This window comes from Chloroflexota bacterium (assembly GCA_035652535.1).
GTDB lineage: Bacteria > Chloroflexota > UBA6077 > UBA6077 > SHYK01 > DASRDP01.
On record DASRDP010000124.1, the window covers coordinates 15235 to 38011 of the forward strand.

Sequence of the window (22777 nt, forward strand, 5' to 3'; positions counted from 1 at the left end):
GAACGAAATGGAGAATGCAGACGCGGTGGGCGGACAGCCGGCTGGTCGGGTGTATACCGTGTTCGGCCCGCGCGGCGGCTCCGGCAAGACCATGCTCGCTGTCAACCTCGCCGTGGCCCTTGCCAAGCTCCATCCCGAGCAGGTCGGTCTTCTCGACCTCTCGCTGACCTTTGGACACTGTGCGCTGGTGCTCAACGCGGCGCCAAGGACGAGCGTGGCCGCGGCATCTGTCGATAGCCTCTCGCGCCTCGACCGGGCTGGCCTCGGCCACTATCTCTCTGACCACTCCAGTGGCCTCAAGCTGATGGTCGGCGCGAACCGCGCCGAAGAAGGTGACGTGGTGACCGGCGAGCACGTGAGCGCGGCGATTCGGCTCCTGCGGCAGGCATTTCCCATTTCGTTCATCGACACCTCGTCGTCGTTCACCGATCCCACCATCTCCGCCCTCGAGAACGCTGACAAGATCATTCTGGTCTGCACGCCCGAGCTATCGACCCTTCGCGATATCCGTGAGTGCCAGAGAATTCTCTCCGAGGTCATTCACGTTCCGAGCGAACGCCTGATGTACCTGATGAACAATCCATACCCGTTCAAGCCCCTCGCCATGGAGCAGTTCGTGCAGACGCTCGAACAGTCCATCGACATCGAGATCCCGTACGGGAACGACGTGCCGGCCAAAGCGGCCATGCGCGGCGAGGCCTTCGTTCAAACCCAGGCGGGTTCGGCAGTGGCGAAAGCCGTCGACAAGCTGGCGCGAACCATCGAGGCGGAAATCTTTCCGCCCGCGGTGCCCGAGCGGCGCGGGCTCTTCGGCCGCCGCTGATCCGCGGGCTCTCGCCGCGACCGCCGGCGGCCAAGGTCACTCTCGCCGCCGCACCTACGCTCCCTGATTGGGCCCGTTGGCGCGAGCGCGCCGGCCCGGACGCTCCGTAGCGCTCGGATCCGTGTCTCCATTTCCGTGGCCGTTCAGCAGGGCGACGCAGGCGACCCGATCACCTGCCTTGAGGCTCATGAGGGCGACGCCCTGGGCGGACCGCCCCTGGATGCTGATGCTGGACACTGGCGTGCGGAGCACGATGCCCGAGGCGGACGTCACCATGGCTTCCTCGGTTCCGCGAACGACGCGAGCTGTGGCGATCGGCCCGCTCTTCTCGGAGACTTTCAAGGCCATGACCCCCGCCACACCGCGGTTGTGCGTCGGGTACTGGGTCAAGGGCGTGCGCTTGGCGTGGCCCGCTGCAGTGACGACGAGGAGCTGCCCGTTTGGCACCACGATGTCCATGGCGCAGACCCGATCTCCCTCGCCCAATTTCATCGAGCGCACGCCGCCCGCGCCTCGCGATCGCGCGGGCACCACTCCCTCCCGGAAGCGCGCGGCCTGACCCTGCTCCGTGACGAGAATGATCTCGGCTCCCTGGCTGATGTGCTGGACCCAGCCCAGCTCATCACCGGGTTCGAGGTCCATGGCGATGAGCCCACTCGAGCGGACGGCGCCGAACTCATCGATGGCGACCTTCTTGATCTCGCCGAGGCTGGTCGCCATCAGCAGATACTGGTTTCCGTCAAAGTCCGCGGTGCTGATCACCGCCGTGACCATCTCTCTTGGATCGATATTGATCAGGTTGATGATGGGCACGCCCTTGGCGTTTCGATCGAACTCCGGGATCTGATGGGCTTTGAGCTGGAATACCCGCCCGCGATCCGTGAAGAACAGAATGTTGTCATGCGTGTGGGCGACGACCATGTGTCGGGGGGCGTCCTCGTCGCGGAGCATCATGCCGCGAATGCCGCGCCCGCCCCGACGTTGGGCTCGATACGTGTCTGGTGGCAATCGCTTCACGTACCCACGATTGCTCACCGTCACGAGGGTCTCAACGTTCGCGATCATGTCTTCCAGCGTGATGTTGGCGCTATCGTCCAGCGAGATTCGAGAGCGGCGCGCGTCGCCGAAGCGCTTCTTCAGGTCGAGCAGCTCTTCTCGAACCAGCGCGAGGATCTTGTCCGGGTGCGCAAGCAGATCCTCTAAATAGGCAATCCGTTGCTGGAGCTGAGCCAGCTCGTCCAGGATCTCCTGGCGCTCGAGGGCCGCCAGGCGGCGGAGCTGCATGTCGAGCACGGCCTTGCCCTGAACCTCGGAGAGCCGGTAGCGCGTCATTAAGGTCTGCAGGGCCGCGTCCGCCGAGGGGCTCTGCCGAATCGTCCGAATCACCGCGTCGAGGTGGTCGAGGGCGATTTTGAGCCCTTCCAAGATGTGCGCGCGCGCCCGGGCGCGATCCAGCTCGTACTGGGTTCGTCGCGTCAGGACGGTGTGACGGTGCTCGAGGAAAAGCGAGAGCAGCCGTTTGAAATTGAGAACGCGCGGCTCGCCGTCCACGATGGCCAGCATGTTGATGCCATACGCGGACTGCAGGGCCGTGTGCTTATAGAGCTGCGCGAGGACTGTTTGCGGGCGGGCATCGCGCTTGATCTCGATGACCAGGCGCATCCCCTGTCGATCCGATTCGTCGCGCATGTCGGCGATGCCGTCGATCTTGCGGTCGTGGACCAGTTCCGCGATGCGCTCCTGGAGCGCGGCCTTGTTGACCTGATAGGGGAGCTCGGTGACCACAATCTGCCACCGACCGCTTCGCGGCTCCTCCACGGTCGCCTTGGCCCGAATGACCACGCGCCCATGTCCGGTCGCGTACGCGGCGCGCAAGTCTTCTCTCCCGACGAGGATACCTCCTGTCGGGAAGTCCGGGCCGGGCACGATGCGCAGCAGATCCTCGATCGTTGCATTCGGGTTGTCGATAAGGAGGACCATCGCATCGACGACTTCGCTGAGATTGTGGGGTGGAATCGTCGTCGCCATGCCGACCGCGATGCCCGCGGATCCGTTGCAGATTAGGTTCGGAAAGCGGCTTGGGAGCACCACTGGCTCCTGGCGCGTGTTCTCGTAGTTCGGCTGCCAATCGACTGTGTCCTGGTCGATGTCGGCAAGCATCTCCATGGCGATGGGGGTGAGCCGCGCTTCGGTGTATCGCATCGCCGCGGGCGGGTCATTGTCGATCGAGCCGAAGTTGCCCTGCCCGTCGACGAGCGGGTATCGCATGTTGAAGTCTTGCGCCATTCGGACGAGGGTCGGATAAATAACGGCTTCCCCGTGCGGATGGTAGTTGCCGGAGGTATCGCCGCAGATCTTCGCGCACTTGCGATGGGAGCGGTTGGGAGCCAGGTTAAGATCGTGCATCGCCACCAGGACGCGACGTTGAGACGGCTTGAGCCCGTCGCGCACGTCTGGCAGCGCGCGCGCGATGATGACGCTCATCGCGTAGTCGAGATACGAGCTTCGCATCTCCTCTTCGATCTTCACTGGTCGGACGTTCCCTGGCTCCATGAACAGGCTCCTCTAAAGCATGCAGCGGCGCGCTCTGTGCTCTGACCGATTGCGCCCTGAGGGACGACACACTCCGTCGCACGGGCACGAAGGTAGCGAACAATTTTACGCCATATTCGCGCTGGATCGACCGAGGGCTCCGGGCCGTGATGCCTTTGACACGCGCGCATCGGGTTGGTATCCTGTGGTTAGCACTGTAACGGTGAGAGTGCTAATTGTCTGAAGCAGCGACAGAAGAGACGCTCAGCCCGCGGCGCGGCCAGATTCTCAAGCTCGTCGTCGAAGAGTACGTCTCGACGGCTCAACCGGTATCGTCGGACGCGCTGGTCCGGAAATATGTGCCGCGCGTGTCATCCGCGACGGTCCGAAATGAGTTGGCCGCCCTGGAGGGGTACGGGTACCTGTATCACCCGCATACGTCCTCCGGCCGCGTCCCGTCCGACAGGGGCTATCGCTACTACGTCGAGTCGCTCATGGGCGGTGCGCGTCTCGGCGAGATGGAAGCGCGGATGATCTCGCATCAGTTCCACCAGATTGAGCTGAACGTGGACGAGTGGCTTCGACTGGCGGGAGCCGTCCTGTCGAGCCACGTGCGGAATCCGGTCATGATCTGGCCGCCAGTCTCGCGAACCAGCATCGTTCGGCACATTGATTTCGTTCCCATCGGCGTGGGCTTGGTGCTCCTCGTCGTCGTGCTGCAATCGGGAATGGTGCGCCAGCAGGTTTTGCGCTTTCCGGACGACGATACGCCCGAATCGCTTTCGGACCTCGCGAGGGAGTGGAACGCCGTGTACGTGGGCAGGTCCAGCGCGGAGATCCGACGTGTTGAGCCGCCGCACGAGCATCAACAGCTGCGCCGTTCCATCATCGCTCTGCTCGACGAGGCTGACCGCGAGTTCATCGCCCGGAGCGGCGATGTGTACATCTCCGGCATCAGCTACATGGCGGCGCAGCCGGAATTCGAGACGCGCGATCAGTTCCGACCCGTTGTGGAGGCCCTGGAGCACCACGCGTTCTTGCCATCGCTGATGGAGCCGCTCCTCCAGTCGGATGGGGTCTACGTGGCTATCGGTCAGGAGCAGCCCATCGAACCGCTGCGCGATTGCGCGATCATTCTTGCAACGTATGGTCGCCAGGGGGACATGCTGGGTGTCGTGGGCGTGATCGGCCCAACGCGGCTTCCGTACTGGCGAACCGTTCCGATGGTTACGTACACGGCCGGCATGCTCGACCAGCTTCTCGCATCGACGTTTCTTTCATAACGATCGAGCAATCCGGCGAGGCCTCGACTCGAGGCAGCAAACATCCCCAGCATTCGGTGCTCTCGGAAGAGGGGTTCATGGAACCAGCAAATCGACACGACGAACAGACCGAGCCTCAGGCCGAAACGCCTGAATCGGAGGCGGTCCGTCAGGAGGGGCAGGACGAGGTGCAGTCCCTGACCGTCCAGCTCCAGAACGCTCAGGCGCTGGCGGAAGAGAACCTGAAAGGGTGGCAGCGAAGCCAGGCGGACTTCGTGAACTACCGTCGGCGGACAGAGCAGGAAAAGAGCGAGCTCGTCAAGTTCGCGGAGTCTGGCCTGATCCTCGACCTGCTCCCCGTCCTCGATGATCTGGAGCGGGCTCTCGCCGGGCTTCCTCAGGAGCTTCGCGGGCTCACGTGGATCGACGGTATTCTCTTGATCGAGCGGAAGTTCCGCTCGATCCTCGAAGCGCATGGCGTGACGCCGATTGAGGCATCGGGCAAGGAGTTCGATCCGCACGAACACGAGGCGGTGCTGCGCGACGGCGAACCCGGCGAGGCGACCGTGGTGACGGCCGAGCTGCAGCGCGGTTACCGGCTCCACGACCGAGTGCTTCGACCGTCGCTCGTCAAGGTCGGCCGTCCTTCTGAATCGGAGCCAAAGACGGAGAACCAGTCATGACCGCAGTTCGTCGCCCCGCATCCTGCACGTTTTGGAGTAACGCATGCCAAAAGTGATCGGCATAGATCTCGGGACTACCAACTCTGTCGTAGCGGTGATGGAGGGCGGCGAGCCAGTCGTTATCCCAAACGCCGAAGGCAGCCGGTTGACACCGTCCGTCGTGGCCGTGAATCCCAAGACGGGTGAGCGTCTGGTTGGCCAGGTGGCCAAGCGCCAGGCGATCACAAATCCGGATAACACCATCTTCTCCATCAAGCGCTTCATGGGTCGAAAACTGGACGATCCTGCGGTGGAGCGAGACCGAAAGCTGGTGCCGTATCAACTCAGCGCCGCGGAGAACGGTGACGTGCGTGTCAAGCTGGGGGAAAAGACCTATTCGCCCCAGGAGATCTCCGCGATGATCCTCCAGAAGCTCAAGCGCGACGCGGAAGCGTATCTGGGCGAGCCCGTGACCCAGGCCGTGATCACCGTGCCCGCGTACTTCAACGACAGCCAGCGCCAGGCGACGAAAGACGCCGGAACGATTGCCGGGCTCGAAGTTCTCCGCATCATCAACGAGCCCACCGCGTCGGCCCTGGCGTACGGCTTGGGGAAGCAGAACGACGAGGAGGTGGCGGTCTACGACCTCGGCGGCGGCACCTTCGACATCTCCATCCTCCGATTAGGCGATGGCGTGTTCGAGGTCATTTCCACCAACGGCGACACCCACCTGGGCGGCGATGATTTCGACCAGCGCATCATCGATTGGATCTGCGATGAATTCAAAGCGCAGGAGGGCATCGACATGCGGCAGGACCGCATGGCCCTCCAGCGTCTGAAGGAGGCGGCCGAGAAGGCGAAAGTGGAGCTATCGTCCGTCTTGCAGGCGGAGATCAACCTTCCCTTCATCACGGCGGACGCCTCTGGCCCGAAACACCTCGTCCTCACCCTCACGAGGGCCAAGCTGGAGCAGCTGACGGGCGACCTCATAGAGCGGACGAAGGGACCCGTAAGCCAGGCGCTGAACGACGCAAACCTCCAGCCGAGCGCGGTGGAGGAAGTCGTCCTGGTTGGCGGCCAGACGCGCATGCCGGCCGTCGTCGAGATGGTCAAGAAGTACTTCAACCGGGAGCCCCACAAGGGGGTGAACCCAGACGAGGTTGTTGCGATCGGCGCGGCGATCCAGGCTGGCGTGCTCCAGGGTGACGTCAAGAACGTGTTACTCCTCGACGTGACGCCCCTAACCCTGGGGATCGAAACCTTGGGGGGCGTCATGACGCCCCTCATCCCACGCAACACCACGGTTCCTACGGCCAAAAGCCAGGTCTTCAGCACGGCGGCCGACAACCAGACGTCGGTCGAGATCCACGTTCTCCAGGGCGAGCGGCCGATGGCCCACGACAATAAGAGCATCGGACGATTTATTCTGGATGGCATCCTCCCGGCGCCCCGTGGGCTGCCTCAGATCGAAGTGACGTTCGACATCGATGCCAACGGGATCCTCTCAGTCTCGGCAAAGGACAAAGCGACGGGCCGCGAGCAGCGCATCACCATTACGGCGTCCAGCGGTCTCAGCAAGGACGAGATCGAGAAGATGACGAAGGAGGCCGAGGCCCATGCCGAGGAGGACAAGCGCGCTCGAGAGGTCATCGAGAGCAAGAACAACGCCGACTCTCTCGCATACTCCGCGGAAAAGATCCTGCGCGAGGACGACGGCAAACTGCCCGCGGCGCTAAAGGACGAGGTGCAGCAGCACATTTCTGCCGTTCGAACCGCGCTGGAACGTGATGACCCGAATGAGATACGCTCCGCAACGGAAGCATTGAGCCAAGCCATGCAGAAGCTGGGCGCCGCTGTCTATGGCCAGGCTGGCGCTCCCGGCCAGGGAGAGCCGCCCAAGGGCGGCGATGAAGGCACCGTGGAAGGCGAATTTCGAGAGGTTTGACGCAGAAGCAGGAGATGGCCAGGAGCAAGCGCGACTACTACGAGGTGCTGGGCGTTCCACGCTCCGCATCGGAAGATGACATTCGCCGGGCCTTTCGGAAGCTCGCATTCGAATACCATCCGGACCGGAATTCGAGCTCGGATGCGGCTGATCGGTTCAAGGAGATCAGCGAAGCGTACGAGGTCCTTCAAGATTCACAGAAGCGGCAATCGTACGATCGGTTTGGTCACGCCGGCGTCGATTCATCCTTCAATGGCGGGTTCGCCGGCGGCTTCGCCGACTTCGGTTTCGAGGACATTTTCGACACGTTCTTCGGCCGGAGCTCGGCGGGTCGTCGTCCTCGTGCGCAGCGCGGCGCGGATCTTCGCACTGACGTGAGCATCTCCTTCGAAGACGCCGTCTTTGGGACGAAGCGGGATCTGGAAATCCAAAAGCTCGAGACGTGCAGCGCGTGCGCGGGCTCGGGGCTCGAAGCGGGAACCAAACCGGAGCGGTGCGCTCGCTGCGATGGAACCGGAGAGGTTCGCCGATCTCATCAGTCGATCTTCGGACAGTTCGTCAACGTCAGCGTGTGCGACCGATGCGGTGGCGAGGGTCAGGTCATTAAGACGCCCTGCAGCGCGTGTCGCGGGAGCGGTCGCGTTGAGGTCGCGAAGCACATCGAGCTGACGATTCCCGCCGGAATCGACGACGGGACGCAGATTCGGCTCACCGGCGAGGGAGAGCCGCCGGATCGGCGACGTGGGGGTCGCGTTCCGGGCGATCTGTACGTCACCGTGCACGCGCCATCGCAGCAGTCGCTGGAGTGGGAGGGCTACACTCTCGTGCTTCGGCGCCAAAACCACGACCTGGTGCTGGACATACCGGTCAACGTGGCGGATGCGACGCTGGGCGCGAGCTACACCCTCCCCGGGCTGGATGGCCCGGTTGAGATCAACGTCCCTGCGGGAACCCAGTATGGAAAGGTTTTCCGAATTAAGGGAAAGGGTGTCCCCCACCTCCGCGAGAACCGCCGCGGGGATCTTCAGGTCCGCGTGCACGTCATGGTTCCGACCGACCTCACCCGAGAGCAGAAAGATCTGTTCAAAAAGCTCGGCGAGACATTCCATAAGACGAACAATGCGAACGCGAAGAGCCTCTTCGACAAAGTGAAAGAGGCGTTTGGAGTCTAGCCGAGCGTGAGCTGGCTCGAAATCGCGGTGGCGGCCGACGACGAGGCGGTCGAGGCTGTCGCCGAAGTCCTTCGCCAGCACGGTCACGGAATCGCGATCGAAGAGCCGTTCGTTCAGCCACGGATCGACGAGAGCCCGGAGCGCGACTTCTCGCGTCGACCGACGGTCAAGACCTACATCCCGGATGATGCGGCGGCGCCGGCTTTGCAGCGGACCATCGAAGAGGCGCTCTGGCACCTCGGGCAGATCCGCCAGGTTGAGCCGCTTCCCGTTCGACGGCTGGCGGAGGAGGACTGGGCACACGCATGGAAAGCGTATTTCCCGGTCTTGCGTATTGGGAAGCGAACAGTCGTCGTGCCGGCCTGGCGCCGCCACCGCAGGGCCCCCGGCGAGATCACCGTCCGCCTCGATCCGGGCCTGGCCTTTGGAACCGGCATGCACCCGACGACTCGGCTCTGCCTCATCCTTGCCGAGGATACCGTCGGGACGAAGACGCGCGTCCTTGACGTGGGGTGTGGCTCCGGGATCCTTTCCATCGCGGCGGCGCGCCTGGGCGCTCCGTCGGTGACGGCCATCGACGTGGATCCGGTCGCCGTGGGCGCCTCGCGCGCGACTGTTCGCCTCAATCGACTGTCGCGCCGCATCCGTGTTCTCGAGGGCGCGCCGTCGGATCTGCTCAGCAGACGCGGCGCCGCCGGCTCGTTCGACGTCGTGCTGGCCAACATTACGGCCCGGGTCAACAGCAGCCTCGCGTCCGCGTATGCCGCGCTCCTGTCGCCAGGCGGCAGCCTGATTGCATCCGGGATACTCGCGGAGGCGCAGTCGATGGTCAGCGGTGCGTTCGCCGATGTCGGGTTCTCCGTGCACGACGTGCGCAAGGACGGCGACTGGGTTGCCATCTTGGCTCGCGCTCCCGACGGTGCGCGGCGATAGGGCGGTCGATCGTGACCTCGGTAGTGACGCTCACGACGGATTTCGGCGTCGAGGACGCGTACGTCGCGGCGATGAAGGGCGTCCTCCTCACGCGCTGCCCGGAGGCGCGACTGGTCGATCTCTGCCACGCGGTTCCGCCGCAAGACATTCGCGCGGGTGCGCTGCGACTCGCGGCGGCCGCGCCGTACTTCCCCGCGGGCACCGTGCACCTCGTCGTGGTCGACCCGGGGGTCGGCAGCGCGCGCCGCGCGATCGCCGTCTCCGCCCACTCGCACTTCTTCGTCGGGCCGGATAATGGCGTGCTGAGTCTGGCTGCCGACTCTGGGAGCCCCGCCTGGCGAGCCGTGGAGCTGACGAACCGGGCGTACTGGCAGCCGATCGTGAGCACCACCTTTCACGGGCGCGACGTCTTCGCCCCGGTCGCCGCGCATCTCGCGTGCGGCGGACAGATCGATGATCTCGGCCCGTGGCTGGATGAAATCGAGCAGCTCCAGCTTCCCCGTGTCACGGGTGGCGTTGATGAGATCCGGGGAGTAGTCCTCGACGTCGATCGCTTCGGAAACCTCGTAACGAACATTCGATCTGCGGATCTGGGCGAGCGACCGATTCGGGACGTAACCGCCGGCTCCGCCCAGATCATGGGCCTCAGCGACCGATACGACCCGGCCGCCCGACTCGTCGCACTCTTCAACAGCGATGGCTGGCTCGAGGTTGCGGCTCCGGGCGGCAGCGCCGCGCGGCACCTCAGGCTGGGAGTGGGTGCGCCCGTGCGCGTGCGATTCGCGGTGTGAGTTCGCGCCCCGTTCGCGTACCGGGGGGAATCGCGCGAATCGTCGCTTGGTCCTGCCGTTCGGAGGACTCGACCGCGGTCATCGCCGCGCTGGCCGTCGCGCTGGGTATTGTCGCCCTCTCGTACGGACCCGGCCTCGCCCGAGGAGGAGTTCTCCTTCCCGCCGACATGCTGGACGCGTTTGCGCCGTGGTCGGCTGCATCGTCTATCGAACGGCCCCGAAATCCGCTGCTCGGCGATGAGATTCAGCAGATGTACCCCTGGCGCGCCTTTGCTCACGAAGAGCTCGCGCAGGGACGGTTTCCCTTCTGGAACCCGTATTCGGGCGGGGGCGTGCCCCTCTTCGCCAACGGACAGTCGGCGCTCCTCTATCCGCTGAATCTTGGCACAGCATGGCTGAGCCCCGAGATCGGGGCCACGGTCGTCCAGCTGGCGAAACCGCCCATCGCGGCGGTGGGTAGCGCCCTCTTCTTACGCGCGCTTGCGGCGCGACCCGCTGCATGCGTCCTCGCCGCGGTGGCGTGGGCGTTCTCCGGACCGATGGTTACCTGGCTCGGCTGGCCTCACACCAACGCGCTGGCGCTGGTCCCATTCCTCTTTTGGTCCGCGACACATTGGCTACGAATGCCGTCCATTCGTTGGTGGGCGATAACCGCGGGTCTCGTGGCGATTCAGTTTTTCGGAGGGCACCCGGAGACGACGGTCCATACGCTCCTCCTGCTCGCCACGTACGTGTTCGTATGGCGATGGCAGGTTGCGCCACCCGGGAACGGCACGGAGCCTCGCCGAGGCGCCCTCGCGTCTCATGCGCGCGCGCTGGGCGGGCTCGCGGTGTCCGTCGTCGTTGGCGCGGGCGTCGCGGCGGTTCAGGTGGCGCCTCTGGTGGCCTCGATCGCCGACAGCGTCACAGCCTTCGAGCGTGGGAGTCGCGCCCTGTCCCGGGTCGTACTCGATCCCGAAACGGCGGTCACGTGGGTGGTGCCGAGGTTCTTTGGGACCCCGCTGAGCGCGTCGTTCGGTCCGCTCAACTACCTGAACTACAACGAGACGCTCGGCTACGTGGGCGTCGGCGTGATTGCGCTGGCTCTCCTTTCCGCCCTGCGGCCGAGACGACCCGGTTGGCCGGGGCTCGCCCTCGTCGCCGTGCTCGCCCTCGGTCTCGCCTACGGCGTGCCCGGGATCACCGAGATTCGGCGTCTCCCTCTTCTCGCCTTCGCTGCTAACACGCGGTTCATCCACCTGGCGGCGTTCGCGTTGGCGTGTCTGGGCGGCCTGGGACTCGATCAGTGTCTCCGCGAGCCGCGGCGGGCGGAAGTCGCTGCGGGAGGACTGGCGCTCGTAGCCTTCGGCTGCGTCCTGCTCACCTTCGCCCCCTGGCTGTTGGCGCCGAGCAGCGCCGCCGCGCTTCCCCTTTCGAGCGCCGAGGCGGAGGGGCTCCGCGTGCGGGAGCTGTGGAAGGCTGGTACGCTGGCGCTGTTGTGGTCTGCCGCGCTGGCGGCCGTTGCTATTGCAGTGAGGCGCACGGGGTGGCAATCGCGTCTCGCGATGCTCGCACGGGGCCGCGGGGCGATGCAGTGGCCGTGGGCCGGCCGAACATGGCTTGGTCGGCACGCGCCCGAGGCCGCGACGGCGATGGTCACGCTGGTGCTGGCGGTGGATCTCATGCTCTTCGGCTCGCGCTACAACCCCGTGACGTCGGTGGATTTCCTTCGGCGCGTCCCGTCGCCCATCGCATTCCTCCAGGACACCGACGCGCAGGGCAGAGTCGTGGGGCTCGCGGAGACGCTGCTTCCCAACACAAGCGTGCTGTTTCATCTCCACGACTTTCGCGTCTACGAACCCGTGGCCGATCGCCATCTGCTGACCTACTTCGAGAAGATGGATGCGTCATTGCGGTCCGACATTCGGTCGCGGTTCTATCTTTTTCTGTGGAGACCGAGCGCGGCCATGATGCGCGCGGCGGGCATTCGCTGGATCCTCGTGCCCGATGGAGACAACCGAGTCGCGACGCCCCGAGAACTGGCAAACGAGGGGTTGATTCTCCGCTTTTCGGGGGATGGCACGCGAGTCTGGGAGAATCCCAGAGCCAGCCCCCGGGCGTACGTGGCTGACCACGTCGTCGCGGCACATGACGAAGAGGCGGCGCTCGACTGGCTTGCTGATTTGTCGGACGACTCATCGTCCCGCGCTGTCGTCGTGGCGTCGGACCTCCCGATCACCGCGTGCGACGTGAAGGGTTCGTGCGATCCTGCGAACGGGCAAGGCACCGATGCCGCCCGCGTCCTGGAGGCTCGCTATCTCCCCGGCCGCATCGACCTGCGGGTGGATGCGCCGCGGGGCGGGGTGGCCGTGATCGACGACGTACTGTATCCAGGGTGGAGCGCAACGGTCGACGGGGTCGAAGCTCCAATCCTTCGCACGAATTACCTCTTCATGGGTGTCGCCGTTTCGCCGGGCCAGCACTTGGTCGAGCTGCGATATCTCCCGCCGCACTTTCGCCTCGGCGTTGCTGTCTCCATCGCGAGTCTCTTCATCCTGATCGCGACGATCGCGGTAACGATTGTGCGCGGGCGATCGACGGTCCGAGGGTCACCGCTCGCCGGGCGAAGTCCGGTCGACGACGTGCGGTAGAATCCGGGCCAAGACCAGACAGGCGCTGGGACGTTTTCTTGACCATGCAAACCGCTTCCGAGTCTCCGTCCGCCCCGGAGCACAGCACGCGTCGCATCCGAACCGCCGCCGTGACAACGCTGGGGTGCCGGCTGAACCAGGCGGAAAGCTACCAGGTCCTGGTGCAGCTTGCGGAGTGCGGCGTCAACGTCGTGCCGTTTGGCGAGCCCGCCGATCTGACCATCGTCAACACGTGCACGGTGACCCACGTGGCGGACCAGCAGGGTCGGCAGCTCCTTCGGCGCGCACGGCGGGCAAGTCCAGATGGGCTCGTTGTCGCCATGGGATGCTACGCCCAGATCGCACCGAACGAGGTCCGACGGGTCGAAGGGGTGGACGTCGTGATCGCGTCGGGGAAGTCGGGTCTCGTTCCCCAGCTCCGCGCTCTGGGGCTGGCCATCGGCGGTGCAACGTCCGATGAGCAAGAGGCGTCCTGGCGCTCGGGACCCGACGTCCTGCCGGCGACGCGCGTGCGGCACTTTGTCAAGGTGCAGGACGGGTGCGACGATTACTGCACCTACTGCATCGTTCCGTTTGCGCGCGGCCATGCCGTGAGCCTCTCCCCGGACGAAATCGTGGCGGAGGTCCAGGAGCTCGAGGATCGAGGGTGTCGGGAGGTGGTCCTCACCGGTGTCCAGATCGGCGCCTTCGGTCGCGACCGATACGCGCAGCGCGGCCAGCCCCTCCCGCCCCCCGGCGAGCCGCTTGCGGGCCTGGTTCGCCGGATCCTGCGGGAAACCACGATCGCGCGCGTGCGCATCTCGTCGATCCAACCTCAGGACTGGCCACCGGACTTCCTGGAGCTGTTCGGCGATCCCCGGTTGTGCCCCCATCTGCATCTGCCCCTGCAGTCGGGGTGCGACGCCGTCCTCAAGCGCATGGGGCGCCGGTACTCCACGTCCGACTTCGCACGCTTCGTTGAACGCATCCGTGCGCGGGTGCCGGACGTGGCGATCACCGCGGACCTCATTGCGGGATTTCCCGGCGAGACGGATGCGGACCACCGTGCGAGCGTGGGGTTCGTACGCGCCATGGAGTTCGCGGATGCGCACGTTTTCCGGTTCTCTGCGCGACGCGGGACCGCTGCGAGCAGAATGCGGGACCAAGTGGGGATGGACGTCCGGAAGGCGCGAAGCGAGGAGCTGCGTGCCGTCAGCGCGAACAACGCCGAGCGCTTTCGCCGGCGCTTTCTCGGCACGGCGCGCCGCGTGCTGGTCGAAGAGGAGCTGACCGTCGACGCAGCGTGCTCGAACGGGCGCCGACGGTGGAGCGGGCTCACCGACAACTATCTTCGGGTAGAGATCGAGTCGCCGGGCGACTTCCTCGGAAGAGAGCTGCCGGTCCGCCTCCGCGACCTGTCGCGAGCGGGGTTCGTCGGCGAGGTGGCGACCGACGAGGAGGACGTAGCCCATGGCTGACGAGTCGAGCTGCCTATTCTGCCGAATCGTCCGCGGTGAGATTCCGGCGACGGTCGTATTCCGCGAAAATGGTGTCACCGCGTTTCGCGACATCGCACCCCAGGCGCCGACGCACATCCTGGTGGTGCCGGACCGGCACATCTCGGGGGCGGCGGCCATCACGCCTGCCGACGACGCGCTCGTCGGAATGGTGATCCGCGCCGCAGCCGAGATCGCGCGGCGGGAGGGCATCGAGTCGCGAGGGTACCGGTTGGTCGTGAATCAGGGCCGGGACGCGGGGCAGTCGGTCGACCATCTCCACGTACACCTATTGGGCGGCCGCCCTCTGCCGACGCCGCTCGTCTGATCGCTTGTGCTAGCATTATCAGCGCTCCCCCTTGCGCGGCACTTGTATGGAAGAGGTGTGGTGTGAAGCTCTACGAATTCCAGGCGAAGGAGATATTTGCCCGCTACGGCATCCCAATTCCCGAGGGGGAGGCGGCATCCGATCCGGACAGCGCGCGGGCGATCGCGTCGCGACTCGGCGGTCGCGTCGTGGTCAAAGCTCAAGTCCACGTGGGCGGGCGAGGCAAAGCCGGCGGCATCAAGCTCGCCGACACGCCAGCCGACGCCCGCACGTTGGCCGCCGGAATGCTCGGACAGCCGCTCAAGGGACTCGTCGTTCGGCACGTCCTCGTCGAGCGCGCGCTCGACATCGCCGCCGAGTACTACCTTTCGGCAACCATTGATCGGATGAGCAAGCGGGTCATCATGATGGCCAGCGCGATGGGTGGCGTTGACATCGAAGAGGTCGCGGCTAGCCATCCGGACAAGATCGTTAAGCTCGTCGTCGACCCCGCCTATGGGCCTCTCGACTTTCAGATCCGCGACCTCATTACGGAAGCGGGGTTTGCGCTGCCGGCGGCCCGAGCCATCGGAGGCGTCGCCCACGCCCTCTACGAGCTCATGCTGCGGTGCGATGCGTCGCTGGTCGAGATCAATCCACTAGTGGTGACGGGCACAGGCGAGGTGATCGCCGCGGATGCCAAGTTCGACGTGGACGACAACGCCCTGTATCGACAGAAAGATCTGGTGCAGTATCGCGAGGAGACCGAGGAAGATCCCATCGAGGCCGAGGCGCACCGTCGCGGCGTGACGTACGTTCGGCTGAGCGGAGACATCGGGATCATTGGGAACGGGGCCGGACTGGTCATGACGACTCTCGATCTCGTGACTCGCGAGGGCGGGCGTCCGGCAAATTTCCTCGACATCGGTGGCGGCGCCCAGGCTGAGAGCGTGCGCACCGCTATCGAGATTCTGCTGATGGACCCCAACGTGAAAGGAATCCTCTTCAACATCTTCGGAGGAATTACGCGCGGTGACGAGGTCGCGAAGGGCATTCTCGCGGGAACGGAGAGCCTGGACATTCGCGTGCCCGTCGTGGTGCGGATGGCAGGGACCCGCTCCGCGGAAGGTCGCGCGCTGCTCCAGGGGACGAACCTCGTGGCCGCCGCCGGACCGATCGAGGCGGCCAGGAAGATCATCGAGCTCGCGCGAGCGCAGCCAGCGGCCGCTCGGTCCGGTCCGGAATCGACGAGCGGGGAGCTGGGCTAAAATGGGAATTCTCGTCGGACCCGATTCACGCGTCCTCGTGCAGGGCGTGACCGGACGAGAGGGCGCGTTTCACACAGCGCAGATGGTCGTCTACGGCACCAAGGTGGTCGCCGGCGTCACGCCGGGAAAGGCGGGGACCGAAGTCACCGGCGTGCCCGTGTTCGATACTGTCCGGGACGCCACGCAGCGCACCGGCGCGAATGTGTCGATCATCTTCGTTCCGCCGCCATTCGCGGCCGACGCGATCTGCGAGGCCGCGGATTCCCACGTGCCCCTGGTGATCTGCATCACTGAGGGACTCCCGACGCTCGACGTCGTGAAGGCCGTGCGGTTCGCGTCCGAGCGTGGAGTTCGCATCATTGGTCCGAATTGCCCGGGCGTTATGACGCCCGGGTCGGCGAAGGTCGGCATCATGCCGGCAGACGTGTTCCGGGAAGGCCACATTGGCGTCGTCTCCCGGAGCGGGACGTTAACCTACGAGGTCGTGAATCTCATCACCGAGGCTGGACACGGCGTCTCCACCTGCGTCGGGATCGGCGGCGATCCCATCATCGGGACGACGTTCGTGGATGTTCTGGACCTCTTCCGCGATGATCCGCAGACCCGCGGCGTTGTGCTGATTGGAGAAATTGGCGGGTCGGACGAGGAGATGGCGGCCGATCTCATCGGGCGCGGGTATCCCAAGCCGACCGTCGCCTTCATCTCCGGGCGATCCGCTCCACCCGGCAAGCGCATGGGCCACGCTGGTGCGATCATCTCGGGCAACACGGGGACGCCTGAGAGCAAGCTTCAGGCGTTTCGGCGGGCCGGTGTGTACGTCGGCGATACACTCGACGACGTCGTGAGCCATCTGATCGGGCTCTTGGCCGAACGGAGCGCCTGATGGCGACTCGGCTCCCCATGGCCAAGGCGTACGACCCGAAAGAGGTCGAGAGCCGATGGTACGAGCGATGGCTCGAAGGCGGCTACTTCGCGCCGGATCCTGACCCGTCCAAGCCCACGTTCTGCATCATCATGCCCCCGCCAAACGTGACGGGTGAGCTCCACCTTGGCCACGCCCTTACGGCCGCTATCCAGGACCTCCTGACCCGCTGGCACCGCATGCGCGGCGACGCGACGTTATGGCTCCCAGGCCGCGATCATGCAGGAATCGCCGGCCAGCTCGTGGTGGAGCGCGAATTGGCTGCCGAGGGCAAGAGCCGACACGATCTTGGGCGCGACGCGTTCATCGAACGCATGTGGGCGTGGATGAACCGCTATGGCGCCGCCATTGGCCAGCAGCACCGCCGTCTGGGGGTGTCCGTCGACTGGGGGCGCGAGCGGTTCACCATGGAGCCGGGCCCCTCGCGCGCTGTCCGCACCGCGTTCGTCCGCCTGTACGATGAGGGACTCATCTACAGGGGCGCCCGGATTACGAACTGGTGCCCGCGGTGCTCGACGGCGCTCTCAGACCTCGAAGTCGTGCACGAGGAGGAGCCGGGCATCCTCACCTACGTCCGATATCCCCTCGTTCCTGTCGAGGGGGAGACGGAGAGGCGATACATCGAGATCGCCACGACGAGGCCCGAAACCATCCTTGCCGATACGGGAATCGCCGTGCATCCTGAGGATGATCGGCTCGCCGAACTGGTCGGGCGAACGGCCCTGGTGCCATCTGTCGATCGCCCCATCCCGATCGTCGCAGACGAGGTGGTGGAGCGCGAGTTTGGCACGGGCGCGGTCAAAGTGACGCCCGGCCATGACCCGACCGACTTCGAGATCGGACAGCGGCATTCGCTCCCCACCGTCCTCGTGATCGGCGCGGACGGACGAATGAATGCACAGGCGGGGCCGCGATATGAAGGCATGCTCGCCAATGAGGCGCGGCGCGCATTCGTGGACGAATTGCGCGCGCTTGGAGCCTTGGTGAAAGAGGAACCACATCCGCACCAGGTCGGTCATTGCGATCGCTGCAAGACTGTCGTCGAGCCGCTGGTCACCGAACAATGGTACGTCCGCATCGAGCCCCTCGCGGCCGCCGCCCTCCAATCGGTGCGAGCGGGGGAGATCGACATCATCCCCGATCGCTTCACCAAGGTCTACTTCAACTGGCTCGAGCACATTCGCGACTGGTGCATCTCCCGCCAGCTCTGGTGGGGCCACCGGATCCCCGTTTGGACCTGCGGCAATGGCCACGTCTTCGCGTCCGTGGAGGATCCGGACGGCTGCCGCGAGTGCGGGTCAACCGAGCTCACTCAGGACCCGGACGTACTGGACACCTGGTTCTCGTCGGCGCTCTGGCCCTTTTCGACCCTGGGATGGCCGGACGACACGGACGACTTTCGCCGGTTCTACCCGACCACGGTAATGGAGACGGGGTACGACATCCTCTTCTTCTGGGTCGCTCGCATGATCATGATGGGGCTCAAGATGACGGGCCGGGTGCCGTTCAGGACCGTCTACTTGCACGGGCTCATCCGTGTGGGACGCGAGAAGATGAGCAAGGTGAAGGGCAACGTCCTCAATCCGCTAGAGCTGATCGATGCGTACGGGACCGATGCACTTCGCCTGTCGTTGGTCAGCGGTACGACGCCAGGCAACGACACCAACATCTCCACCGAGCGGCTCGAGACGAGTCGGAACTTCGTGAACAAGCTCTGGAACGCGGGGCGCTTCCTTCAGTCGGCGGCGGCGAGATGGACGCCCCGCGATCTGCGCTCGCCGCTCGAACGAGCGCCAGGAGCGCCATTCGAGGCCGATCGCTGGATCGTGAGCCGCGCCAACGAGGTGACCGCCCACGTGACGCGCCTGCTGGAAGAATTCCAGATCGGGGAAGCCGTGCGGACGGTGCACGATTTCCTGTGGGGCGAGTTTTGCGACTGGTACCTCGAGATCGCCAAGATCGAGCTCCGTATCGCGGAATCGGACGAGGAGCGCGACGCGATCCGGACGAACCTCGTCTGGGTGTTCGAGCACACGCTGCGCCTGCTGCATCCGATGTCGCCCTTCGTGACCGAAGAGCTGTGGCAAACGTTGGTGCACGGCAACGCTCACGACTCAACGCAACGCGCGAACGCATCGGTTCCGCCGTCCGTCATGATCGCCCCGTGGCCCGCCGCGGGAGGCCGAGACCTTGAGGCGGAAGCACGGGTCGAAGCCATCATCGCCTTGGCTCGCGGTATTCGAAACCTCCGCGCCGAATACCACGTTGACGCTTCCCGGTGGGCCGCCGCCGTGCTCGTTGCCGAGCAGGACGTCGATTTCTTCGAGCGCTCGGCCGCGATCATCGGCGAATTGCCCGGCGTTCGGCTGCGGCCGATCACCGTGGTAGACCGCGTGGCCACGCTGCCGGAACACGCCGCCTCCATCGTGGCCGGCGGCGCAACCATTTACGTCCCCCTGGCCGGCATCGTCGACGTCGATCGCGAGCGCGCGCGTCTCGAACGGGAGCGTGATGATGTGCAGCGCGAGATCGAGCGCGCCGAAACGCTTCTGGGCCGCCCTGGGTTCGTCGATCGCGCACCTGCGGAGGTGGTGACGCGCGAACGCGAAAAGTCAGCGACATTGCGCGACCGACTCGCGAAGCTCGAGAGCCTGCTGGAGCAGCTTCGCGCCTGACAGCCACCGCGGAAGCTTTTCGTCGCGTGCGTGGCGACGCGTGGCGCGCTTCGCGTGTTTCTGGCCGCGAACCGAGATCGCCGTACCCGAAATCTCCACCGTAACGTCCAACACACGGACGGTAACGAAGCGTTTACGGTGCGCCACGCCCCTATCTACCGCTGCCCCCGATAGTTCTCATCGGCAAGACCTATCGATTCCTATCCAGTTGGGAAAGATAACGGAGGTGTCGATGATGATCACCCAGCTCATTAAGCTGCGCGACGGCGGCGAGCTTGCAGATCCCCAAAGAGTGTTGGCGGCGGAGCGTGCCCGACTTCTCTCGGAAGCGGCGGCGCTCGCGGGGCGCGAGCGAACGTTCGGTGAAGCGACGCGTAGTGGCGCGACGGGTGGCAGTGACGGGTCCGGGTCCCATGCTGCCGACATCGCCACGGAGATCTTCGAACAGGAGCTTGCCGAGTTCCTCGGCCGAAACGTTCGCCTTCACCTGAACGAGGTGAACGACGCCCTCGAACGGATCGAGCAGGGCATCTATGGATTGTGCGAGGAGTGCCGCGCGCCCATCGATCCGGAGCGGCTGGGTGCGCTTCCGTGGGCGCGACGCTGCATGCCGTGTCAGGCGGAGAAGGAAAAGCCGTCGCGCCGCCGTGTGGCGCCGCATCGGCTTGCAGCCGCGGCGTAGGTCGTCGTTCGCGCTCCGGATTACAAGTGAGTCGCGATCGCTGGCGTACGCCCGCCCTCGAGTCAGAACGGGTTGGGCGCGGGCTATACTGGTGCGAAGCCGCGTCGACACCGGAGGCTCGTCATGCTGCCGCTGATACCCAGGAACTTGTGGGGGTGGGTGGAGGAAAATCGTGACGCCTTCCAGCCGCCGGTCGGGAACAAGGTTGTCTGGCAGGATTCCCAGTTTACGGCGATGGTGGTGCGCGGGCCGAACGCCCGTCGCGACTTTCACATCGATCCGTTCGATGAGATCTTCTATCAACTGCGCGGGGACATCGTGGTGGAGTACCTCGACGAGCACGGAACGCGCCAGAATGCCATCGTGCACGAAGGCGACCTGTTCCTGGTGCCTGCCCGAGTTCCCCACGCGCCGCACCGGCCGGCGGAAACGTGGGGGCTGGTCATCGAGATCAAGCGGTCGCCCGATCAGATGGAGTCGCTCTTGTGGATCTGCGATCTGTGCGGCGCACGACTCCACCAGGTCGACTTGTACGTCGCGGACATCGAGACAGAGCTGAAGGCCGCGATCGAACGGTTCAACCGCGACGTGCACCTCAGAACGTGCCGGGTGTGCGGCCACGTGCAGCCCGAAACAGTCAGGCCGATCGATGCCCCGGCCCCCGATGCGGTCCGTGCCGGCTAGAGCGAGGCGCCCATCCTGGTACCCACAGACCGACCGTATTCCGTGCAGGGATTGAGCCGTTCGAAAGCCGGACGGACATTCGTCGCCAGCCGGTCGTGGAGGCGCGTTGATGGGGGCGGAGGCCCGCTCAGGGCGACCGTGCACGCCTGGCGCATCGTATTACCAGCAATGTTCGTGGCGCTGTGGCTCGGCTTCGCGCTCCTGCCGGAGACGCATATCGTGTTGCGTGTCCCGGCCGCCATTGTTCTCGCGGGGTTCGTTGGAATCGGCGCACAGCTCGGCCTTGGCGGAGCGACCAGCGAGCATCCGCTTCGTTTGACCACCGCCTGGGTGAATCCGGCGGGCAGCGTCCTTGCCATCGTCGGTTGGCTTTCCGTGGTCGGGGAACGATCATGGGCCATCGGACCGATAGCCGCGGCGGGTGTCGTGGGCACAGTTTGCCTGCAGGCCGTGGAGATGGGCGGGACCGGGCCGATTCGGTCGGCGGCGCACGTCGTGAACATCGGCGCGGGATTTGCCGTGGCCTTTGCCGGCTACACGCTTGCGGCTCGGGCGTCGGCCCACGTAGCGCCGGCGATCGTCTTCGTCCTGAGCGCCGCGATTACCCTCGTGGTCCTCCGGGATCAGCCGGCCGTGGGGAGGCAGGCGTGCATTCTGGCGCTGGTTTCCGCGCTGGCCACGGTCGAGCTTTGGTGGGTCCTCCACGCATCGCCCGTTCCGCCTCTGGTCTTCTCCGCAGTGCTCGTTCTCGGTCTGTACGCGACGTCGGGCTTGTGCCACGCCATTCTGGACGAGGCGCCCGTCCACGCATATGTGGAAATCGGGGTCGTGACGCTCGTATCGCTGGGCGTGGTGTTGATCGCCGGTGCGCGCGCCTGAGCGCGCACGACAGCCAAATGTCGAACACCGGTGGTAGAATTTTCGTGACTTCAGCCAGAAAGAAGGAACCGCAGTATGGCTATGCTCGAATCCGAAGAGCGGGCCCGCATCAAACGCGTCAAGGCTGAGCAAGCTGTCAATCTCGCTATGCAGAGCCGGTGGACCGAGGCCGCCGAGCTGAACCGCCAGATCATCGATGCGTATCCCAAGGACGTGGAGGCGCACAATCGGCTGGGCAAAGCCCTCATGGAGCTCCAGAAGTACGACGAGGCGCGTGAGGTCTACAATCACGCCCTCAGACTCGACCCGACAAACGGAATCGCCCACAAAAACCTCCTGCGCCTCGAGAAGCTCATGGAGGAGTCCGTTGCACCGGGGGCCCCATCCGCTCCCGTTGATCCGAGCCTCTTCATCGCGGAGACCGGCCGCACCACGACGACGGCTCTCGTGCAACTGGCAGCGCCCGAAGTCCTGGCGAAGATGGATTCCGGTGATCCCGTCGATCTTCGGGTCGAGGGAAACACCGTGCTGGCGGTCAGCAAGTCCGGCGACGTGCTGGGTAAGATCGAGCCAAAGCTTCGCCAGCGGCTCATCCGCCTATTCACCATGGGCAATGAATACGCGGCGGTGGTAACGGCCGTCGACGAAGGCTCGCTCAAGATCATCATTCGGGAGACGCATCGCGACCCATCGATGGGAAATCGACCATCGTTCCCGACCACGGGAGAGGCCTTCCGCGGCTACGTTCGGGACACGCTCCTGCGCTACGAGCTGGATGAGGAAGAAGAGGAAGAGGAAGAGATCGAGGAAGCGGAGCCGGATCGTGAGCCCGAGATGGTGGCGCACGACGTGTCGTTGGACGACGTTCGTGACCTCGCGCCCGACGAGGAGGAAGAAGAGCCGTAATCTGTGCGCGTGGCCGCAAGACACGGGGAGCGTTCCGCAGCCGCGGAACGCTCCCATGAAATTCTGGAGCGGTCGACGGGATTCGAACCCGCACTATCCAGCTTGGGAAGCTGGCGTGTTGCCGTTACACCACGACCGCGCGCTCGACAATTATAGGAGCGCCCGCTCGCTCACGCCAGCGACTACACTGTCGCCCCCCGTGGGCGCGACATCGACACAACGGGGCCGC

General features: G+C 65.1%; 18 protein-coding genes and 1 tRNA gene. 17 read left to right on the plus strand and 2 right to left on the minus strand.

Annotated features, from left to right (window positions below):
• The first annotated feature begins 7 nt into the window (after positions 1-7).
• Positions 8-823, plus strand: coding sequence for a hypothetical protein (locus tag VFC51_15545; GenBank protein ID HZT08437.1), 816 nt, complete (start codon positions 8-10; stop codon positions 821-823).
• 54 nt (positions 824-877) lie between these two features.
• On the opposite strand, the gene gyrA is transcribed toward VFC51_15545, so the two are convergent.
• Positions 878-3376 carry a DNA gyrase subunit A gene (gene gyrA / locus VFC51_15550; protein ID HZT08438.1) on the minus strand — a complete coding sequence of 833 codons (2499 nt, stop codon included), beginning with the start codon at positions 3374-3376 and terminating at the stop codon, positions 878-880.
• Positions 3377-3591: 215 nt separating this feature from the next.
• Here gyrA and hrcA point away from each other — a divergent pair, with 215 nt between their 5' ends.
• The 16 genes from hrcA to VFC51_15630 all read left to right on the plus strand — a co-directional run bounded on the left by hrcA (position 3592) and on the right by VFC51_15630 (position 22548).
• Positions 3592-4638 (plus strand): heat-inducible transcriptional repressor HrcA, encoded by a 1047-nt coding sequence (hrcA, locus tag VFC51_15555; protein ID HZT08439.1) that lies wholly within the window; start codon positions 3592-3594, stop codon positions 4636-4638.
• Positions 4639-4715: 77 nt separating this feature from the next.
• Complete coding sequence (locus VFC51_15560; protein HZT08440.1) at positions 4716-5300, plus strand: nucleotide exchange factor GrpE; 585 nt, start codon at positions 4716-4718, stop codon at positions 5298-5300.
• Positions 5301-5343: 43 nt separating this feature from the next.
• Entirely contained in the window at positions 5344-7224 is a 1881-nt protein-coding gene (gene dnaK, locus VFC51_15565) for a molecular chaperone DnaK (GenBank protein HZT08441.1), read from the plus strand.
• Positions 7225-7238: 14 nt separating this feature from the next.
• The gene (dnaJ, locus tag VFC51_15570) at positions 7239-8396 is read left to right on the plus strand and encodes a molecular chaperone DnaJ (GenBank protein HZT08442.1); all 1158 of its coding nucleotides are present in this window, start codon (positions 7239-7241) and stop codon (positions 8394-8396) included.
• Between the two features lie 6 nt (positions 8397-8402).
• On the plus strand, positions 8403-9329 hold the full coding sequence (gene prmA, locus VFC51_15575) for a 50S ribosomal protein L11 methyltransferase (protein HZT08443.1): 927 nt from the start codon (positions 8403-8405) through the stop codon (positions 9327-9329).
• Positions 9330-9340: 11 nt separating this feature from the next.
• The gene (locus tag VFC51_15580; GenBank protein HZT08444.1) at positions 9341-10120 is read left to right on the plus strand and encodes an SAM-dependent chlorinase/fluorinase; all 780 of its coding nucleotides are present in this window, start codon (positions 9341-9343) and stop codon (positions 10118-10120) included.
• Positions 10117-12750, plus strand: coding sequence for a YfhO family protein (locus tag VFC51_15585; GenBank protein ID HZT08445.1), 2634 nt, complete (start codon positions 10117-10119; stop codon positions 12748-12750). Before VFC51_15580 ends, VFC51_15585 begins: the two co-directional genes overlap by 4 nt.
• A 44-nt stretch (positions 12751-12794) precedes the next feature.
• A complete protein-coding gene (gene mtaB / locus VFC51_15590) occupies positions 12795-14207 on the plus strand; it encodes a tRNA (N(6)-L-threonylcarbamoyladenosine(37)-C(2))-methylthiotransferase MtaB (protein HZT08446.1) in 1413 nt (470 codons plus the stop codon).
• Positions 14200-14553, plus strand: coding sequence for a histidine triad nucleotide-binding protein (locus VFC51_15595; protein ID HZT08447.1), 354 nt, complete (start codon positions 14200-14202; stop codon positions 14551-14553). Before mtaB ends, VFC51_15595 begins: the two co-directional genes overlap by 8 nt.
• A 62-nt stretch (positions 14554-14615) precedes the next feature.
• Positions 14616-15800, plus strand: a complete 1185-nt coding sequence (gene sucC, locus VFC51_15600) for an ADP-forming succinate--CoA ligase subunit beta (GenBank protein HZT08448.1) — start codon at positions 14616-14618, stop codon at positions 15798-15800.
• 1 nt (position 15801) lies between these two features.
• Positions 15802-16683, plus strand: coding sequence for a succinate--CoA ligase subunit alpha (gene sucD / locus VFC51_15605; GenBank protein ID HZT08449.1), 882 nt, complete (start codon positions 15802-15804; stop codon positions 16681-16683).
• Complete coding sequence (locus tag VFC51_15610; GenBank protein ID HZT08450.1) at positions 16683-19397, plus strand: valine--tRNA ligase; 2715 nt, start codon at positions 16683-16685, stop codon at positions 19395-19397. The genes sucD and VFC51_15610 overlap by 1 nt, the downstream gene beginning before the upstream one ends.
• Positions 19398-19629: 232 nt before the next feature.
• Entirely contained in the window at positions 19630-20079 is a 450-nt protein-coding gene (locus VFC51_15615) for a TraR/DksA C4-type zinc finger protein (GenBank protein HZT08451.1), read from the plus strand.
• Positions 20080-20202: 123 nt separating this feature from the next.
• Complete coding sequence (gene nbaC, locus VFC51_15620) at positions 20203-20763, plus strand: 3-hydroxyanthranilate 3,4-dioxygenase (protein ID HZT08452.1); 561 nt, start codon at positions 20203-20205, stop codon at positions 20761-20763.
• Between the two features lie 219 nt (positions 20764-20982).
• A complete protein-coding gene (locus tag VFC51_15625) occupies positions 20983-21642 on the plus strand; it encodes a hypothetical protein (protein HZT08453.1) in 660 nt (219 codons plus the stop codon).
• A 75-nt stretch (positions 21643-21717) separates the two neighbouring features.
• Positions 21718-22548, plus strand: a complete 831-nt coding sequence (locus tag VFC51_15630; GenBank protein HZT08454.1) for a tetratricopeptide repeat protein — start codon at positions 21718-21720, stop codon at positions 22546-22548.
• A 64-nt stretch (positions 22549-22612) separates the two neighbouring features.
• Here VFC51_15630 and VFC51_15635 read toward each other — a convergent pair.
• Positions 22613-22687 (minus strand) — tRNA-Gly (locus tag VFC51_15635).
• Positions 22688-22777 lie beyond the last annotated feature (90 nt).

Bases quoted from the DNA above. Each gene is read 5' to 3' on its own strand.
- nbaC (HZT08452.1), top strand. From the start codon at position 20,203: ATGCTGCCGCTGATACCCAGGAACTTGTGGGGGTGGGTGGAGGAAAAT.
- VFC51_15610 (HZT08450.1), top strand. From the start codon at position 16,683: ATGGCGACTCGGCTCCCCATGGCCAAGGCGTACGACCCGAAAGAGGTC.
- gyrA (HZT08438.1), bottom strand. From the start codon at position 3,376: ATGGAGCCAGGGAACGTCCGACCAGTGAAGATCGAAGAGGAGATGCGA.
- sucD (HZT08449.1), top strand. From the start codon at position 15,802: ATGGGAATTCTCGTCGGACCCGATTCACGCGTCCTCGTGCAGGGCGTG.
- VFC51_15545 (HZT08437.1), top strand. From the start codon at position 8: ATGGAGAATGCAGACGCGGTGGGCGGACAGCCGGCTGGTCGGGTGTAT.
- VFC51_15615 (HZT08451.1), top strand. From the start codon at position 19,630: ATGATGATCACCCAGCTCATTAAGCTGCGCGACGGCGGCGAGCTTGCA.
- dnaK (HZT08441.1), top strand. From the start codon at position 5,344: ATGCCAAAAGTGATCGGCATAGATCTCGGGACTACCAACTCTGTCGTA.
- dnaJ (HZT08442.1), top strand. From the start codon at position 7,239: ATGGCCAGGAGCAAGCGCGACTACTACGAGGTGCTGGGCGTTCCACGC.
- VFC51_15560 (HZT08440.1), top strand. From the start codon at position 4,716: ATGGAACCAGCAAATCGACACGACGAACAGACCGAGCCTCAGGCCGAA.
- mtaB (HZT08446.1), top strand. From the start codon at position 12,795: ATGCAAACCGCTTCCGAGTCTCCGTCCGCCCCGGAGCACAGCACGCGT.
- VFC51_15630 (HZT08454.1), top strand. From the start codon at position 21,718: ATGGCTATGCTCGAATCCGAAGAGCGGGCCCGCATCAAACGCGTCAAG.
- VFC51_15595 (HZT08447.1), top strand. From the start codon at position 14,200: ATGGCTGACGAGTCGAGCTGCCTATTCTGCCGAATCGTCCGCGGTGAG.